This window comes from Nodosilinea sp. FACHB-141 (genome assembly GCF_014696135.1).
Taxonomy (GTDB): Bacteria; Cyanobacteriota; Cyanobacteriia; order Phormidesmidales; family Phormidesmidaceae; genus Nodosilinea.
This window is the reverse complement of sequence record NZ_JACJPP010000007.1, coordinates 148,882-167,411: the sequence shown is the minus strand read 5'-3', so window position 1 is coordinate 167,411 and position 18,530 is coordinate 148,882. Positions and strand designations below refer to the sequence as shown.

At 55.0% G+C, this 18,530-nt stretch carries 12 protein-coding genes; 6 read left to right on the top strand and 6 right to left on the bottom strand.

Features of this window, described 5'->3' with window-relative positions:
• Positions 1-53: 53 nt before the first annotated feature.
• The 3 genes from H6F59_RS04165 to H6F59_RS04155 all read right to left on the bottom strand — a co-directional run bounded on the left by H6F59_RS04165 (position 54) and on the right by H6F59_RS04155 (position 2,604).
• Positions 54-635, bottom strand: coding sequence for a (2Fe-2S) ferredoxin domain-containing protein (locus H6F59_RS04165; protein ID WP_206755192.1), 582 nt, complete (start codon positions 633-635; stop codon positions 54-56).
• Positions 632-919 (bottom strand): Asr1405/Asl0597 family protein, encoded by a 288-nt coding sequence (locus tag H6F59_RS04160; protein WP_190695516.1) that lies wholly within the window; start codon positions 917-919, stop codon positions 632-634. Before H6F59_RS04160 ends, H6F59_RS04165 begins: the two co-directional genes overlap by 4 nt.
• Positions 920-1,569: 650 nt before the next feature.
• Positions 1,570-2,604: a sulfotransferase gene (locus tag H6F59_RS04155; protein ID WP_190695512.1), complete on the bottom strand. Its 1,035-nt coding sequence runs from the start codon at positions 2,602-2,604 to the stop codon at positions 1,570-1,572.
• Positions 2,605-3,869: 1,265 nt separating this feature from the next.
• Between H6F59_RS04155 and gltB the strand changes: the two genes are divergently transcribed.
• The 6 genes from gltB to H6F59_RS04125 all read left to right on the top strand — a co-directional run bounded on the left by gltB (position 3,870) and on the right by H6F59_RS04125 (position 13,977).
• Complete coding sequence (gltB, locus tag H6F59_RS04150; protein ID WP_190695509.1) at positions 3,870-8,504, top strand: glutamate synthase large subunit; 4,635 nt, start codon at positions 3,870-3,872, stop codon at positions 8,502-8,504.
• A gap of 202 nt (positions 8,505-8,706) precedes the next feature.
• A complete protein-coding gene (gene gltD, locus H6F59_RS04145; protein ID WP_190695506.1) occupies positions 8,707-10,191 on the top strand; it encodes a glutamate synthase small subunit in 1,485 nt (494 codons plus the stop codon).
• A 479-nt stretch (positions 10,192-10,670) separates the two neighbouring features.
• Positions 10,671-11,222, top strand: coding sequence for a J domain-containing protein (locus H6F59_RS04140; RefSeq protein WP_190695502.1), 552 nt, complete (start codon positions 10,671-10,673; stop codon positions 11,220-11,222).
• A gap of 23 nt (positions 11,223-11,245) precedes the next feature.
• Positions 11,246-12,298 carry a hypothetical protein gene (locus H6F59_RS04135; protein ID WP_190695500.1) on the top strand — a complete coding sequence of 351 codons (1,053 nt, stop codon included), beginning with the start codon at positions 11,246-11,248 and terminating at the stop codon, positions 12,296-12,298.
• Between the two features lie 204 nt (positions 12,299-12,502).
• A complete protein-coding gene (gene rnc, locus H6F59_RS04130) occupies positions 12,503-13,156 on the top strand; it encodes a ribonuclease III (RefSeq protein WP_190695495.1) in 654 nt (217 codons plus the stop codon).
• Positions 13,153-13,977 (top strand): SDR family oxidoreductase, encoded by an 825-nt coding sequence (locus H6F59_RS04125; RefSeq protein WP_190695492.1) that lies wholly within the window; start codon positions 13,153-13,155, stop codon positions 13,975-13,977. Before rnc ends, H6F59_RS04125 begins: the two co-directional genes overlap by 4 nt.
• Positions 13,978-13,982: 5 nt before the next feature.
• Here the strand turns inward: H6F59_RS04125 and H6F59_RS04120 are convergent, their stop codons facing one another.
• The 3 genes from H6F59_RS04120 to H6F59_RS04110 all read right to left on the bottom strand — a co-directional run bounded on the left by H6F59_RS04120 (position 13,983) and on the right by H6F59_RS04110 (position 18,291).
• The gene (locus H6F59_RS04120; RefSeq protein WP_190695489.1) at positions 13,983-15,659 is read right to left on the bottom strand and encodes a hypothetical protein; all 1,677 of its coding nucleotides are present in this window, start codon (positions 15,657-15,659) and stop codon (positions 13,983-13,985) included.
• 184 nt (positions 15,660-15,843) lie between these two features.
• Entirely contained in the window at positions 15,844-17,397 is a 1,554-nt protein-coding gene (locus tag H6F59_RS04115; RefSeq protein ID WP_190695486.1) for a D-Ala-D-Ala carboxypeptidase family metallohydrolase, read from the bottom strand.
• A 72-nt stretch (positions 17,398-17,469) separates the two neighbouring features.
• A complete protein-coding gene (locus H6F59_RS04110) occupies positions 17,470-18,291 on the bottom strand; it encodes a cation diffusion facilitator family transporter (RefSeq protein WP_190695483.1) in 822 nt (273 codons plus the stop codon).
• Between the last annotated feature and the right edge of the window lie 239 nt (positions 18,292-18,530).

The window sequence follows — 18,530 nt, the reverse complement described above, 5'->3', positions numbered from 1 at the left end:
AGTCACAATCACCAGCCAATAGTCCTACCGCTGGGGATTAGATTCCTGAGCGGTCATCGTTTTGCGTCCAGCTGCGCTAAAGCGTCGGCGGGGCTGACCCGGTGCAGCATTCGGCCATTGGGCAGGCGAAGGTTTGGGCCTTGCTTGCAGGCTTTCATGCAGCCAGTTTCCTTGATAGCAACGTGGGCCAAAGCTGGATCGCGATCCACGACCTCTTGCAGGGCGCTGTGGACTTGACGCGCCCCCTGCTTGTAGCATTTGCCCTTAGTGCAAATCTCGATGCACATGCGTTTTTGCGAGGTTCGAGTCAGCTCTGGGACAGGGGCAAGGTCGCCCCACTGCTGTTGCAGTACCTCCGCCTCGCACTTGGGCAGAGGCAAAACATTAATTGCCCGCCAGCGATCGTCTTCGGGATAGGCCCAGACCTGCACGAAGTCACCCGGTGCTAACTCACGCATCAGCATGGGACGCAAATATTTGGGCAGCTTAACAGTGAACTTGGCTTCACCGGCTTGCAGCAGCAGTCCCTTGATCTTGCCTTTGTCGGAGCGATAGACCCCACTGTATTGACCCTTGAGCACTTGACCAGTGGAGACAGTACCAGCCTCTAGGGTGGCGGGCTCATGGCGGCTCATGTCAGGCTCCTTTGCTGCCAGCAGCGCTTCAGGTGGTCGGCGAGGCATAGCTTGGGCTGAATGGCAGCCTGCACCACGCTCCAAACCAGCAAAGCATCGGCAGGGGTGTCGATGGCGACAGTAAGCGGGCGATCGCTACCACAGGCGCACACTAGGTTCAGCTCTTGCAGGCGGCGGTAGACGTTCCAGCGGGTTACCCGGTCTAAATCAACCACGGTTTGAGCGGGGGCAGTATTTTGCAGGTCTTGCCCTGACCCTAAATAATCTGACTCTAAAACGTGCATATTAACTCGACTGAATCTCCATAGTGTTGACCGCTAGGGGTCAGAACTTATTGAAACTAACTCTGAACTAAACGCTAAGGTGTTGGGCTCAGCCGAGGTTTGAAAAAGCTGGATCCCTTTCCCAGAAAGCATTAAGGCATTTTTCTAAGAATTACTGGACGCGATACCCTGGGGACATCGGTTGCTTTGCTATTGACTATCGTTGTTACTAAGATACCCAAGCCTCGGGATTAATGCAACAGATTTTCAATAAGGACGTTTTATTCGCAGCAAGCCTTGCGTACCAGCGCTGGGATTCGGTGGATTAAATTAGCCTCAGCGCTTTACAGGCGGCGGATTGGCCTGCTTGGGGCGATTTTACCCAGCTCGCCACTCCACTGCGTTATCCCCCACGATTCTGTTGCGTCGCTCTAGGAATCCCAAATTGAAGAAGTCAGTACAGCTTTATGCCACCCTTGTGGCTGCGAGGATGAGCCTGGCGATCGCGCCCGCCCTACAGGTTCAACTTCGTCCGGTTGCGATCGGCCTGCGGCCTATACAAAACTCACACCTCATAAATATAGAAATCCCCAGCTCTTCTCTTTTTTAAGAAGGGCCAGGGATGAGAGTGAACGCGGCAAACGCGGAGGCTGTCTTGCCTTGTTGGGTCGCTAGCGCTTCAAAGCAGGAATTGAAATCGCATGCATGTTTTGTTTTACCCGTCGGTGCCACCCCTGCAGACCAAGGCGACGTGAGAAGTACTCAGCTGCTGACAGACGCAGGCCAAAAAAGCCAATGCGTTGCCGCCACATAAATACCTTCTCCACCAGCTTAAACCGCTTCAGATCTAGAGAGCTAACCGTCAACCTGGGCAGTTCGCTGAGCCTATAGCCTCTATCAATGAGCAAATCTGAAATGTTGGCTTCTGCTACTTGTATTTCCCAGGGAGAGAGATGCGATCGCCATAGACCACTAAACTTTGGATCTGGCAAAGTGAAGTAGCTTCCTGCTTTACTAAATTTCAGCATTTCAGCATCATAGTCAACACCTAGAAACTGACAAACCTCTGTCAGTGTACCTACCGTGTCGTTGACCATATCCTCATAGGTAATTTCTAGATACTGTCCCTCGGGAAGACGCTGAGCCAACCGCTCCCAAGCCTGCTCTGCCTCACGCCATTTCTCAGCGGCGAACCAAGGATTTTCAAAGAGATGCATCTCCTTCATCCAGGAATAGGCGACATCTCGCCCATCTCGCACCATGTGAATAAAACGTGCATCTGGCCAAAGCTTTAAAAGCCGAATGAAATCAAAATGGCTGATTGCACCCACTGCCTGCTTATTGCTGCAATCCTTCTGTTGGCAAAGAAAATCGTTTACCAATTCATAGAAGTCTAAATCAGGGTCGATAGTGAAGTCGCAACAAGATTGAAAAATGAAATCAGATTCTAGCCACTGGCGGTACGTTGCCACATCAGGCATATCGCCATCATCAGACACCAGCTCGGTGATGTAACCCACTTCATCAACACAAGATAACTGAGGGTGGTGATCCAGCATGAGGCGTAGGTGGGTAGAACCAGACCGCCCTGAGCAACAAATAAAGAAGGGAGATTTTACGAGAGGGCGCTGAGTGCTGAGCCCTCGGGTTAACGTATCAACAGCCGAAGTCGCAGTAAGGCGGGGCGATGCACCTTGCTTCACCATGTCTATGAATCCTAAGTTGGGGGCAAAACTTAATAGCAATGGCGACAGATAACCTATGCAAAAGAAGGTCAAAGGTTATCTAAAGGTAAACTTATACTTAAGTTATGGTAGGTAAGATTAACTAGAGGTTAATTAAAGTTTTGATAAACTTCAATGAAATTTCCATAAAGCTAATGACACAGTGAGTTGCTTCTTTTCCGTCATCTACCTTTGGGAATAGGTACTAGAAGAACGCAAAATCAAGGGTCAGGTGCCTTAGAGCGCTGCCAAAAAACTCTCAGGCTCTGACAGAATAACCATCGAGCGAAATATTGACATTTGGCAAGAATTTGTGTACGGGTCTAATCTCGTTAGACAGGCATATAGAAAGCTTAGATAGAGGAAAAGCTTATTAACTGCTTAGGAAGGAAGCGGTGAGGAAGCAGAGACAGACTTTTGAGAAGGTTAAGGAAGCAGGGAACTCCGCTCAATGGCATGTCAGCCTTGTGAGGCGATCGCCCTATGTTCTTCGCCACAACATTAAAAGCAACAAAATGAGGCTGGCATTTCTCAGTAGTCGAACAAACCATGGTCTTTTCACAGCATTTTTCTGACCAAAGGAAGCGATAACCAGATCACTCGATCTAATCAACACAGCCTGCAGGAGAATGTGATCTTTGAAACTGCTGCCATTCAATAGATAGAGTGCACAATTTGCCAGCCCTTTAAATCTCATAAAGATTACGGCAGGGTAGTTACACTTTAAACTGATTCAGCCAGTATATGCGAGCAAAAATAAGGCCTGATTAAGCTTAGCTTTGTTGCTGATTACTCATCGCAGCAATATGCTTGAATATTGATTTAGAGGTTCTATCCCTACATAGCAAGAATCTGAGTTTCTCCTTAAATATCCTTCTTCAAAAGAGATTCTGGGGTTGAATACACTCTTTCAAGGGGCTGTGAATCAAGTTGCGACAGGTCCCTTTGCAAACAGCCTTTCAACTTGGCAAAAATCAGGCTGCTAGCATAGACACAAGCGACTCTGGCTCACCCAAGACAATTCACTGGCGAGCACAATATATCTTTTCCTATAGATGTGCTCGATTTAGCAGAAATTCTTGGCGGTTAAAAAGCCCTAGCTTTTGTGATATTTCGCAAACTTCTTAAGACATTGATCTGATTATTTTCTTAAGGGACTAGTCAATACCCCATGGCTCATCGCAGAATAGCTAGGCACGGTCCATAGCTATGTCTGTTTGAGTTCCTTCCTGTTGCTCGATAAATCAATGACCCTATCTCAACCGCCCCAAGCTCAAGGTCTTTACCATCCACAGTACGAACACGATGCCTGTGGCGTTGGCTTCATCGTCCACATGAAGGGCGCTCAGTCGCACACTATTGTGCAGCAGGGGCTGACGATTTTGGTCAATCTGGCCCACCGAGGCGCGGTGGGGGCTGAGGCCAACACTGGCGACGGGGCAGGTATTTTGCTGCAAATGCCTCACAAATTTATGGCCAAGGTAGCAGCAGAAGCGGGCATTACCCTACCAGGGCCGGGGCATTATGGTGTCGGCTTTTTCTTTTCGTCACCTACCCCGGCAGACCGCGAACAAGGTCGTCGCATCTTTGAGCAAATTGCCGCAGAAGAAGGGCAGCAGGTGCTGGGCTGGCGCGATGTGCCCACCGACAACGCTTCCCTAGGCGATACGGCCAAGGCCAGCGAGCCTTTCATGCAGCAGGTGTTCATTCAGCGATCGCCTGAGCTGGCCGACGACCAAGCCTTTGAACGCAAGCTCTACATCATTCGCAAGCGCACCCACTCGGCCATTCACCCCACCGACCCCTACTGGTATGCCACCAGCTTGTCCTGCCGCACGGTGGTCTACAAGGGCATGTTGACGCCAGAACAGGTGGGACTATACTTCCCCGACCTGGCCGACGAGGCGATGGAAAGCGCCCTGGCCCTGGTGCACTCGCGCTTTAGCACCAACACCTTCCCCAGCTGGGAGCGGGCTCACCCCTACCGCTATGTGGCCCACAACGGCGAAATCAACACCCTGCGCGGCAACATCAACTGGATGTATGCTCGCCAGTCGATGTTTGAGTCTGAGCTGTTTGGCGGCGATCTCGATCGCGCCAAGCCCCTGATCAACAAAGAAGGCAGCGACTCCGGCATCTTCGACAATACTTTGGAACTCATGACCCTGGCGGGCCGTTCCCTGCCCCACGCCATGATGATGATGGTGCCCGAACCTTGGACGGCCCACGAGTCGATGAGCGCTGAGAAAAAAGCTTTCTACGAATACCACGCCTGCCTGATGGAGCCCTGGGATGGCCCAGCGGCGATCGCCTTCACCGACGGCACCATGATGGGTGCGGTGCTCGATCGCAACGGCCTGCGCCCCTCCCGCTACACCGTCACCAAAGATGACTTGGTGATCATGGCCTCGGAAGCCGGGGTGCTGCCCATCGAGCCCGAGCGAGTCGCCTACAAGGGTCGCCTGGAGCCGGGCCGCATGTTCTTAGTGAATATGGAAGAGGGCCGTATTGTCTCCGACGAAGAGATCAAGCACCAGATCGCCGCCGAGCAACCCTACCGAGAATGGCTCGATCAGCACCTAGTGAAACTGGGCGATCTGCCAGAGTCCACGAACCCCGCAGGTTTAAACGGCAATGGCACAAACCCTGTAGGGGCGCAGCATGCTGCGCCCCTACCCACCCCTGCACCCCTATCGATCGCCCAAACTGCCTTTGGCTACACCTTCGAGGAGCTGCGCCTGCTGCTCAAGCCCATGGCCGAGAGCGGGGTCGAAGCCGTGGGTGCCATGGGCACCGACACGCCGCTGCCCGTGCTGTCGAATAAGCCTCGGCTGCTGTATGACTATTTCCACCAGCTGTTTGCTCAGGTGACCAACCCGCCCATCGACTCCATTCGCGAGGCGATTATCACCTCCGCAGACACCACTATCGGTAGCGAGCGCAATCTGCTCAAGCCCGAGCCCGAGAGCTGTCGGCTGATCAACCTCAAAACGCCGATCATCACCAACGCGGAACTGGCCAAGCTGAAGAGTGCCGAGGCTAGTGGATTTCCTTCGGTGACGCTGCCGATCGTGTTTAAAGCTGAGGAAGGTGAAGCGGGGCTAGAAGCAGCGCTGAACGGAATTTTTGCGGCGGCGGACGAGGCGATCGCCAATGGCACCAGCCTGATCATTCTGAGCGATCGCACTATCGACGCTGACCATGCCCCCATTCCCGCCCTGCTGGCCGTCGCTGGCCTGCACCACCACCTGATTCGCAATGGTAGCCGCACCCGCGTCGGCCTCGTCCTCGAGTCGGGCGAACCGCGCGAAGTCCACCACTTCGCCACCCTGATCGGCTATGGCTGCGGGGCCATCAACCCCTACCTGGTGTTCGACACCATTGAGGGCATGATCGCCGACCAGCTTCTCCCCCCCATGGATCTGGAGAAAGCCTGCCAGAACTTCATCAAGGCCGTCACCAAGGGCGTGATCAAGATCGCCTCCAAGATCGGCATATCCACCATTCAGAGCTATCGTGGTGCGCAGATCTTTGAGGCTCTGGGCCTGAACCAAACCGTCATTGACCAGTACTTTACCTGGACGGCTTCGCGCATTCAGGGCATCGGGCTAGACATGCTGGCCGAAGAAGCCCTCAAGCGGCACTGCCACGCCTTCCCCGATCGCCCCAGCGATCGTGTCACCCTCGATGTGGGTGGCGACTACCAGTGGCGCAAAGAAGGCGAAGCCCACTTGCTCAGTCCTGAGGTCATTCACACCCTGCAAAAAGCGGTACGCACTGGCGATTACGATGCCTATAAGCGCTACGCCGCCTTAGTCAACGAGCAAGACAAGCAGATGTTTCGCCTGCGCGATCTGCTGCAATTCAAGCAGCGCGAGCCGATTCCCCTCGACGAGGTGGAGCCGGTAGAGGCCATCACCCGGCGGTTTAAGACCGGAGCCATGAGCTACGGGTCGATCTCGAAGGAGGCCCATGAAGCGCTGGCGATCGCCATGAATCGCATCGGCGGCAAGTCCAACACAGGCGAAGGCGGCGAAGACCCCGATCGCTACACCTGGACGAATGAGAAGGGCGACTCTAAAAACAGCGCCATCAAGCAGGTGGCCTCTGGCCGCTTCGGCGTCACTAGCCTCTACCTATCTCAAGCTCAAGAAATCCAGATCAAAATGGCCCAGGGCGCGAAACCGGGCGAAGGCGGACAGCTACCGGGCCGCAAGGTCTATCCCTGGATTGCCAAGGTGCGCCACTCGACCCCCGGTGTGGGCCTGATTTCGCCCCCACCCCACCACGACATCTACTCCATTGAAGATCTGGCCGAGCTGATCCATGACCTCAAGAACGCTAACCGTGAGGCCCGGGTCAACGTCAAGTTGGTGTCGGAAGTCGGTGTTGGCACCATCGCCGCTGGGGTGGCCAAGGCTCACGCCGATGTCATTCTCATTGCCGGGTTTGACGGCGGCACTGGGGCCTCACCCCAAACCTCGATCAAGCACGCCGGTCTACCGTGGGAGCTGGGTTTGGCGGAAACTCACCAAACCCTGGTGATGAACAACCTGCGCAGTCGGGTGATTGTCGAAACCGACGGCCAAATGAAAACCGGCCGCGATGTCGTCGTCGCGGCTCTGCTGGGGGCCGAAGAATTTGGCTTTGCCACCGCGCCCCTGGTCTCCCTAGGCTGCATCATGATGCGGGTCTGTCACCTAAACACCTGCCCCGTGGGCGTCGCTACCCAAGATCCTGAGCTGCGCAAGCACTTTATGGGCGACCCCGACCACGTGGTCAACTTTATGCAGTTCATCGCTCAAGACATGCGCGAGATTATGGCTGCACTGGGCTTCCGCACCCTCAATGAGATGGTGGGCCGCACCGATGTGCTAGAGCCAAAGGCGGCCATTGAGCACTGGAAGGCTAAGGGACTCGACCTCTCCCCCATGCTGCACCAGCCGGAGGTAGGGCCAGAGGTGGGTCGCTACTGCCAGATGGCCCAAGACCACGGCTTAGAAAAATCCCTCGATATGACCAAGCTGCTGGATCTATGTGCCCCCGCCATTGAGCGCGGCGAAAAGGTGACCGCCAGCCTCCCCATCCAGAACATCAACCGGGTGGTGGGCACCATTCTCGGCAACGAAATCACCAAGCGTCACTGGGAAGGGCTACCCGAAGACACTGTTCACCTGCATTTTCAGGGCAGCGCCGGGCAAAGCTTTGGGGCCTTTGTGCCCAAGGGTGTCACCCTCGAACTCGAAGGCGAAGCCAATGACTACCTGGGCAAGGGCCTCAGCGGTGGCAAGCTGATCGTCTATCCGCCCAAGCAGTCGACCTTTGTGCCCGCTGAAAACATCATCACCGGCAACGTCGCCTTCTACGGAGCTACCAGCGGTGAAGCCTACATTCGTGGCCTAGCGGGCGAGCGCTTCTGCGTGCGCAACTCAGGTGTGACCGCAGTAGTAGAAGGCGTTGGCGACCACGCCTGCGAATATATGACCGGCGGCAAGGCGATCGTGCTGGGGTTAACCGGGCGCAACTTTGCGGCGGGCATGAGCGGCGGCATCGCCTACGTGCTCGATGAGGCGGGTGATTTTGCCACCCGCTGCAACACCGAAATGGTGGATCTGGAGCAGCTCACCGACCCCGAAGAAATTCGCGATCTGCAAGAGCTGATCCAGCGCCATGTCGATTACACCCAGAGCAAGCGGGGCCTGAAACTGCTCGAAGACTGGGATAGCTCCGTCGCCAAGTTTGTGAAGGTGATGCCCCGCGACTACAAGCGCGTGCTGCAACACATCCAAAAAGCCTTGGCCGATGGGCTCACCGGCGACGATGCCCTCACCGCTGCCTTCGAAGAAAACGCTCGCGACGTCGCCCGTATCGGCGGAAGTTAATCGTAGGGTGCATTCGCGGCTCACAATCTTTGGCCAATTACCCCAGATTGCGCCTTTGAGCCGCAATGCACCACCCGCGAAACCTTGCATCATGGTGCATTGCTTCGCGTTGGCGGAGCCTCGCCTTAGCGTTATGCACCCTACACACCTGCCCTAGGCAAAGTACATTTCCCCCATCAACACACCTTTCAGGACAAACACCATGGGAAAACCGACTGGCTTTATGGAATATCTGCGGGAAGTGGCGCAAGAAGTCGCCCCCGCCGATCGCATTCGCAACTGGGATGAGTTTCACCTCCACATGCCGGAGGACAGCCTCCGCACCCAGGGCGCTCGCTGCATGGATTGCGGCACCCCCTTCTGCCACACCGGCATGACCATCAGCGGCATGGCCAGCGGTTGCCCCGTCAACAACCTAATTCCTGAATGGAACGATCTGGTTTACCGGGGCCTGTGGGAAGAAGCCCTGGAGCGGCTGCACAAGACCAACAACTTCCCCGAGTTTACCGGGCGCGTTTGCCCTGCCCCCTGCGAGGGTTCCTGCGTGCTAGGCATCACCAACCCCCCGGTGACAATCAAAAATATTGAGTATTCCATTGCCGAAAAGGGCTGGGAGTCGGGCTGGATTACTCCTACGCCACCGCAGCAGCGCACGGACAAGAAGGTGGCCGTGATTGGCTCTGGCCCCGCTGGCCTCGCCGCCGCCGCCCAGCTCAACTCGGCGGGTCACTGGGTGACGGTGTACGAACGGGCCGATCGCCCCGGCGGCCTGCTGATGTACGGCATCCCCAACATGAAGCTCGATAAGCAGCAGGTGGTGCAGCGCCGGTTGGATGTGCTGGAGGCCGAGGGTGTCACCTTTGTCTGCAACACCGAAGTCGGCAAAGACATTTCTGCTGAGAACCTGCTCAAAGAGTTTGATTCGGTGGTGCTCTGTACCGGCTCCACTAAGCCCCGTGACCTGCCCATCGAAGGGCGTGAGCTGAAGGGCATTCACTTTGCGATGGAGTTTCTCACCGCCAATACGCGATCGCTGCTGGATGGCTACCCCGGCAACGACTACATCTCGGCGGCGGGCAAAGATGTGGTGATTATCGGTGGCGGCGACACGGGCACCGATTGCGTGGGCACCTCCATTCGCCACGGGTGCAACAGCGTCACCCAGGTGGAAATCATGCCCCAGCCGCCTGAAACTCGCTCGGCGGGCAACCCCTGGCCCGAGTGGCCCAAGGTCTACAAGATGGACTACGGCCAGGAGGAAGCCGCCGCTATGTTTGGCGACGACCCCCGCGCCTACCTGACCACCGCCACCAAGTTTGAGGGCGATGAGCAGGGTAACGTCAAGGCCGTTCACACGGTGCAGATTCAGTGGGGCAAAGACGAAAACGGGCGGTTTGTGCCTCAGAATGTGCCCGGCACCGAGAAGGTTGTCCCTGCGCATTTGGTGCTGCTGGCCATGGGCTTTCTTGGTCCTGAGCAGCCGTTGATTGATGCTTTGGGTCTAGAAAAAGATGGCCGCAGCAATGTGAAGGCTGAGCATGAGCAGTACACCACTTCGATTCCGGGGGTGTTTGCCGCTGGGGATTGTCGTCGGGGCCAGAGCCTGGTGGTGTGGGCGATCAATGAAGGGCGTGGGGCGGCGCGGGAGTGCGATCGCTACCTAATGGGCACCACCGAATTGCCTTAGCCTATCAACTCGTAGTCCAGTCTATTACTTAGCTCAACCCCCAAGATTCGTAAGTAGAACCTACGAGTCTTGGGGGTTGATTTTTGTTGCTTGTCTCGAAGGGCCTGGATGAACGATCGACAGCGGTGAAGAACCTTCGAGGATAACGGACGAAGTTAACCAAGGTTGCGATGACTTCATCATCTCGCTCAAAATACCTAATTACAACTCTGGATCAGCAATTTACAGAGGTCAAAGAGTCTTGTAACTAGACAATAGCCAGTTTCACACCGATAGCTGGGCTTTCAAATAACAGGTAGCGTTTTGAGAATCGTTGAACGAAGCCAAAACCCTCACACGAGCACTGCCACACGTGAAGATTATCAAGATTAAGTGATACAGATGCGATGTTCCGGTTTGTTGCTGGGAACATTGTAGCTAGAAATATTATGTCCCCTTATGTACCCAGTTCCGCATTCAGTCTCTACCCTAGAAATTTCATGAGCCAGAAAAAGTCGTCAAACCGTCGCAAGCCAGCAAATATCAACCAGATTCGAGCACAAATTCGCAAGCTAGCAAAGCAGCACAACTACGATGAGCAGATTTTATTAGACTTTGCTGAATTTGTGAATGGTGGGAAATTCAAAGAAATTGAACCGAGCCTAAACGAATTGAAGGAAGCAGTTTGCCAAGCGTTTAACTGTCCTGATTATAAGACCCTTAAGAAAAATAAGGCGTTTAAGCTGGCTATTGCTGGACGCAATTTCAATTTTAGTTACAAAGATTCCTGGCTGACACTCTATCGCGAATGGGTGCGAGTCCCTGAAAACGAGCGCGATGAAATTGGGCCAAACACTATTAATGGGATTGACGTACTCAAAAATTTCCGCCCTTGGCAGGTGTTTCAACTCGATTCAAAAACCGCTACTGCTGATGACATTAATACAGCTTTTCGTCAGCTAGCCAAAAAACATCATCCCGATGCTGGTGGAGACCGCAAAGTCTTTGAAGAGCTTCAAAAGATGCGAGATTCCTTACTTTTGCTGCGTTAATTATTTCTAAGTGAGTATTAAAAATGCCGGCATCACAACGACAACATATTCTTTTGTCTGATCAAGAAACAGCAAATATATTAAAAATTAGAATTGAAAAACTCTACAGAGTCTGCAAGTTTTTTGATGATAAAGCTGACGATGAATGGGATCTGATTGAGGGAGAGCATTTCGAGTGGGTGAGAAAGGATGTAAGAAAGCGGCAATTTTATGAAGCAGGAGCCGTAGCACTTGCAAAGTACTTACAGGAGGTTGAAACACAAGGATTTTTCGCTAGTTTAATGGACGAAGTTCTAGAAGCTTTTACCCATAGGCGCAAAAGAATACGTCGTCACTTAGTAAGAAGACAAGTTTCTATCGAATTTTCAAGTCTGGATGACGTAAGCTTGACGTCTGATTTGGTTTTTCTAGGAAGGCCAAAGATTATTCGTATTCTGCGCACAAACGGAAAGGGATTAAATGCATCAATTAAGCGAATACAGGATAATGATAGTTTAGAAGGACAAGAGCAGCTGAAACCCGGAAAGCATTTTGATGTTATAGAAAACAACCAATACTGGAGCCAAGTTGGAATCGTTAGCTTAGCCCAAGATATGTCTCAAAATCATGGAAGGCGATCGCGGGCATCCCGAAAAGCATGGACAGATACAGTATTTGAAGAAATTGAAGAGGCGATTCAAGAACAAAGAAAATACTTGGAGTCTGCCGACAGTCGAATAAAAAAGGCAATGGAAAAAGCCAAAAGACTTGCTGACAACGTCTGCCAAGTTTCTTTAAAGAGGCGTACTGCTTCTCAACCTTTTGATCTCCATGTTCATCATTTGTTTGATCGCAGCTCAAGACCTGACTTAGCAGATGTCTTGGATAACCTGCTCGTCATGCATGCTGAGATACATCAGGGTTTCCACAGATGGCATGGCAGTGAAAGCTGTGAACCAAAAGATCTTATTGAATATCTATTTCATGCAGAGGGGGGTAAGTTCGAGACAGAACGAAGCACCAAAAATCTTGATGCTCTTGTCATTAAATTAGAAAAACTTCAGTCATTTTTCGAGAATCACTATAACATGCCTTAATCGTTGTTAGGTCAGGTAAAGCAGAGCAAGCCAACTGTTAGTTTTTGCTAACACTTCACCGGGCGAGGGCGATCGCTACTTCAGGGACACCCCTTAACTGACCTAAGCTCACCAGTTTTGAAACCGGGTTTCAGCTAAGCTTTAATAGCTAAATTAGCTTTTAGAGTTTAGAGCAAGGAACCCGGTTTTACTGTCGAGCCCAAAATGTCCCTGCCTCACTTTCAAAATCCAGCCTTGCTTCAGCAAGCGCTCACCCACAGCAGCTACGCCAACGAACACCCTAACGAAGGCCCCGACTATGATCGCCTAGAGTTTTTGGGCGACGGCATTCTTGAAGTTGTGGTGCGCGATTTAATCTTTGCTCGCTATCCTCACCTAGCCGTGGGGGAAATGTCGCAGCGGTGCGATCGCCTCGTCGATGAGCCTTCCCTAGCAGAGCTAGCCGTAAAGCTAGGCATTCCCAACCAAATGCGCTTGGGAGCTGGAGCCCAGCACGAGCGCCACAATCCCAGCGTTCAGGCCGACATGTTTGAAGCGGTGATCGGCGCTTACCGCTTAGACGCTGGCATTGCCGCCGCCCTTAGCTATGTTGAGGCGATCGTTAGCCCCCTCATCGATCGCGCCCTAGACCTTCAAGCCACCGACCCAGTGACCGAGCTGCAAGAATATGTGCAGGCCCACATGGGCGGCACCTTGCCCACCTACCTAGAAAAAGAGCGACTTGGCCCCGACCACGCTAAAGTATTCATCCTAGAAGTCTGGGCGGGCGGAACCAGCTATGGCATGGGTCAAGGCCGCAGCATCAAAGAAGCGCGCAAAAATGCCGCGATCGCAGCACTGAGGATCTTAAAACCATGAAGGCAGCAATTTTGGGCTGTGGATATGTCGGCAAGGCCGTAGCGCAGCTGTGGAAAACCCAAGGAATCCATATAACAGCCACGACCACTAGCTCTGATCGAGTTAGCGATTTACAGACAGTAGCCGATGCTGTGCAGGTGGTGAATGGGTCAGATGCAGACGGCATTGCCGCCCTCTTACAAGACCAAGACACGCTGCTCATCTGCGTAGGAGCCGGTCGCCAGGCGAACTACGAAGACGTTTACTTAAGGACAGCTCAAACAGTCGTGGGTGCTCTCGATCGCGCTTCCAACCTGAAGCAAATTATCTTTACCAGTAGCTATTCGGTTTACGGCAACTACGATGGGGCTTGGGTGAGAGAAGACGACCCAGTCAAACCCGCCACCGACAACGCCCGCATCATGGCCGAGACCGAGCAAACACTGCTAGGAGCAGCTACACCCGATCGCCAAGTCGGCATCTTCCGCCTCGGCGGCATCTACGGCCCGGGGCGAGAGCTAGCCAAAATCTACAGCCGCGCCGCTGGCACCACCCGCCCCGGCTCTGGCCACGAAGGCAGCAACTGGATTCATTTAGATGACATTGTGGGGGCGATCGCCCATGCCCAAACCCACTCCCTCAGCGGCCTCTACAACCTGGTGCAAGACGAAATTCCCACCGTGCGCGAGCTGATCGATCGCGTCTGCCAAGCCAACGACCTAGACCCCGTACAGTGGGATCCATCACAACCCAGTGCTCGTCCCTACAACGTGCGCGTGTCGAATCAAAAGCTCAAGGCAGCAGGCTACACCTTTCGCCACAGCACCTTTGAAGGCATCTAGGGATACTAATTCTGCCCCACAAACTCAATGCTGGCCAGGTGCAGCTTGCCCTGGGAAACTTGATCAAACACCAACTCTACACTCGCCAACGCCGCTAAATCCACACCTGAAAACTGCCCCAGGGGAATGCGCAGAGCGCTGGGGTAGAGGGGCGCTGTGGCTCCGTGGGTAGGGTCAGCCTCGAACTGTCGTAGAGCAGGCACCACAGAGAGAATTTCAACCCGTGCAGCGTTCCCCTGGCGATCGCGCAGCACCACCGCAAACGCTGGTTGCCCCTGGAGTAGCGACCAAGATGGATCAGGGGCAAGACGCAGTTCCAGGCTGGTAAAGTCGCTGACGTTGACGTCTTCCAAGGGCAGTTGCACCGATTCTGTAGCGGACTCCCACCCCACAGTGAGCAGCGTTGGAAAGTGAGGATAGGGCCGTGAGGGCTGCTGGCAATCGGTCAGCGGCTCACAGAAGGTTGCCTTTAGCCCAGCAGTGAAAACGGCTGCCGGAGCATTCTCGGCCTCAAACACGGTATAGCGTTGAGCATTGGGAGAAACGAGCGCGGTAAGTACCGGCAGGCCAAACAGCTCCGCTGGAGCCACTCGATCAGGAGCCATGCCCACCTCGGCGAGGGCTGCCTCCCCAGAGGCAGACCAGACGGTGCGCAAAAACGCCTGAGTGTACTGGGCAAGAAAGTTTTCTTGGGCCACCCGCGACAGGCGATCGCGCGATCGCTGGGGGTTGCACAACGGCCCATTGTTGGGTCTGCGGTAGTAGTCATCCTCAGCCACAGCGGCGTTGAAGTAGTTGTGGTTGGCCCCCGCCAGCAATAGCCCCACAACCGGCGTTGTGCGGGTCTGCCGCCGAGCCATTTCGACGTAGTAGAGACTGCTGAGATCGAAGATGTCGCGATCGCATCCCCCCGCAATTACCGCCGTCGGCATATCCGGCAGCTGGTAGGCATCGGGACGTTGGGCCATGGGATAGCTGCGCGTAGGGCTAATCAGCACCAAGGCCGACGGACTGAGGCCAGAGACGGTTCTGCCTTGCAAAGCTGGCGCACCGCCGCGCTGCTGCAAGGCGCTGAGGGTCGCTGCGCCGCCGCCCATAGAGTGACCCACCATCGCCAGACGAGTCGAGTCAACCCGCCCAGTCAGAGAAATTCCAAAGCCGGCATCATCCCCTCGGTGGGCCAGGGCCAGACGGGTGAGGTGGGCGTCAATAATTTGGCCGCTGCGCTGGTCAGCGAAGTCGTTGCGGGTGTCGGCGGTGGCCCCGTAGGTTTCGCTAAAGGCCGCATTTAGATTAGGAATCAGCACACCGTAGCCGGCCTCAGCCAAAGACTGGGCCAGGTAGGCAAAGCCTAGGTCAAAGCGAGGTTCAGGAGCACAGGGCCACTGGCTAGTAGCCTCGGGCTGAAAGTGACATCCAGCATGGCGACCGTGGAGCACCACAACCCAGGGAATAGGGGAATCGCCGGGGGGAAGGGCGATCGCCCCGGTCAGCGCCAGCGGCATGGTGCCAACCTCCGTGCCACTCTGGGCCAGACTGGCCATGCCTAAGTCGTAAGATCTCACCAAGAGAAAATTTGCCAGATCGGGGGTAAGAGCCGTCTCCGGCGGTGGCAAAAGCGCCAGGCCTGCTATCGGAATTCCTCCCAAGCTCAGCGCCAGCGTGAGCATTGCTAAAGCCAAAAACCTTCTGACGTCTCTAATTCCCCCACGTAGGGGCGCAGCATGCTGCGCCCCTACAGAACGTGAGGTGTCAGTCAAAGCTATTGCAGAGCGATTTGACCAAGGATACCGATATCGCAAAACGGCTCTACGACGAGCTTTTCGCCATCGCAGAGCCATCCAAACTTGCAAAACGCGACCTGGCCTAGTAGCCGTAGCTCCAGCGGGCTCGGTAACCCCGCACGTCGATGTGGGTAAACACTGAAGAGCTGGCCAAGCCGCCCCGGCTGCCCCACCAGCCGTTGAGCCGCGCATACACGTCATAGCACCGCACGCCGGGCACCACAAAGTCCACCGCATCGCCTGATAGGTGACGCGACATCGAGGCTCCGCCGACCGCCGCGTTGGTAGCCGGATCACGATACCAGGAATTAATTTTTAGTGGCTTATCGCCGTACATTTTGCGAATTTCTTCCATGGCATCGGCCACTTTCAAAATGTTGTAGATGACGCCAGCGTTGGCGGGGCGACGGTAGGCCCCCGTAGAGCGGTTGACGTGCAGAGCCTCGCCCCAGGTAAAGTTGCCCCGCACCCCGTAGCGGTTTTTAGGCTGAATCGGGTCGTTGGAGTAGTAGGTGCCCGTAAACCCAGGGAAGCTCATCGCCACGCCCCGATCGGCTGGGTTAGTGGGCTGCCCTGGCCCTTGGTCACTGGGACGGTTGCCAAGCTCGGTGCCCGAAATTTGAATATCAGGCACATAGGCATGCCAAGACGTGCGGTTTTGGGGGCCGAGAAAGGCGCCTTGCAGGGCCACCCGCACATGGTTGCTCTCGGGCTGAGCGTAGGAGTTTAACAAGAACACTGTGCCCTTCTTCACCAGCACCTTATCGGCATCAGAGAGCTGGCTGGCTTGCACTGGCCGAGCCTTGAAGATAGTGTCACCCGTAACCTCCAAGGTCTGACGGTTGCCGTCTACCTTGGTGTCGAGGCTGTAGACATACCACTTGGTGTTGACTTCGGCCCCCGCGATCGCATCGGCGAGTTCAATCTCGTAGTGGTCGCCCGCTGCTGGCTTAAAGGCCAGCAGACTTACCTGCGTGCCGTTTTTGACAAACAACTTCTGCGACTCGCTCAGCTGCGACGATATTTTAGGCTCGGTCTTGAAGAGGGTATCGCTGATCACCCGTAGCCGAACGCCAGTCAGCACATCAATGTCTGGGGTGTAGACATACCAGGTGCGATTGGTTTTATCGCCCAGGGTGGGTTCGAGCAGCTGCACCTGCCAGTGGTTTTTGCCTACGTCGATGTAGTACTGAATGTTTAAGGTCGTACCGTTGGTGACCAGCACCTTCTCAGCATCAGTCAGCTCGTTGGCCAGTTTGGGCTGGAGCTTAAAGTAGGTCGTGCTCTTGACTCGCAGCGCCAGGTTCTTAGCCGGTTCGGGAGCGGGTTCTCCTCCCGAACCAGGCTCTTCGGGCGAGGTGTCACCGCCTATGGGGAGTGGAGTTTCTCCCTCAGGCGGTGGGGTCTGGCCGCCACTCGAGGAACCAGCCTGCTCTGGTTCTGGCCCGCCAGTGCCTACCGACACCGTCATGGCTAGAGGCGAATCCGATCGCAAGAACCACTCCCGCATGCCTTCCACATTCAGCACCCGCTCGTTGGGGTTTCCGGCAGAGGGGCGCTTCTGAATGCGGGAGATCCACTGGTTTCCCTGCATCAAGTAAAAAGCTTCATCGGTTTCCTTAACCCAGGTACCCATGGTTTAACTCCCGTAGACACAGTGCAGTGCTGGCCCATGCAGAGATGGCCACCTAGCTATGAATATTAGAATCTAAAAGCCGTTGTGGTGCAGTTTTGTCGCCAATACACCAGGTTTGTTACCCAAAGCCGTTACCAACGGCGCGCTAGAGGAGAATGACCCCAAGATGTGGGCACTCAGGTCAGTGCGCCCGGCCTCTAGAAACCCAAGGGCGGATAGGTCTGGGCCAGCATTGCCCCTATTGCCCCTCAGGTAGCCCCAGCTTTGGTAGATCAGCGGCAGGGCACTACTGCCAATCAGCAGGGCGATCGCCAAACTCAAGGCCCCATCCACCCAAAACCAGTGGAACAGCGCCATACACAGCGCCCCCACGATGACTCCCACCGAGCTCACCAGGTCAGCCACCACATGCAAAAATGCCCCGCGCCGGTTCAGCGACTCGTTGCCCTGGCCGTGCAGCAGCCACACCCCAAATCCGTTAATGGCCAGGCCCACCAGAGCCGTTCCCAGCATTGGCCCGCTGACCAAGGCCACAGGTGGCGCACTTAAGTGCTGCCAAGCCTCTAGGGAAATCAACCCCGCCATGGCCAACAACCCCAAGCCATTGACCAGAGCCGCGATCGCCTCCAAACGAGGCTGCCCCGGTCGAGGTCGGGCCAGCGTCAGCCGGGTCAGCCAGCTCGCCGACAGCGCCAGGGCGATCGCCCCCACATCCGTCAGCATGTGCCCCGCGTCTGACTGAAGCGCCAGGCTGTGACTCTGGCTACCTACCAGCCATTCCACCACCGCAAACCCCAGCACTACGCTCAGGAATAGGCCTAACCGCTGTCGATCGACAGCATCGAGACCACAGCGGCAGGCAAACGGCGACGTTGGGTGAACCGAGCAAACCATAGGTAAACCGTAAATCTAGGCAATTTTCCTAGCATCTTGGCATGCTTCCAGCATTCTGGGCGCATCAATAGACACTTTCCTGATTCCCCTAGCCTACCCTTCATCCCCTGCCTACTCACCCTCTACTCCCCTAACCCCATCGACGGCTTCCCCTCCAGATCCAGAGAATCTTCTGCCGATCGCTCTCGAGCAAGCCCAAGCGCACCTGGTTGATCACCCTCTGAATCTAGCCGTCTATG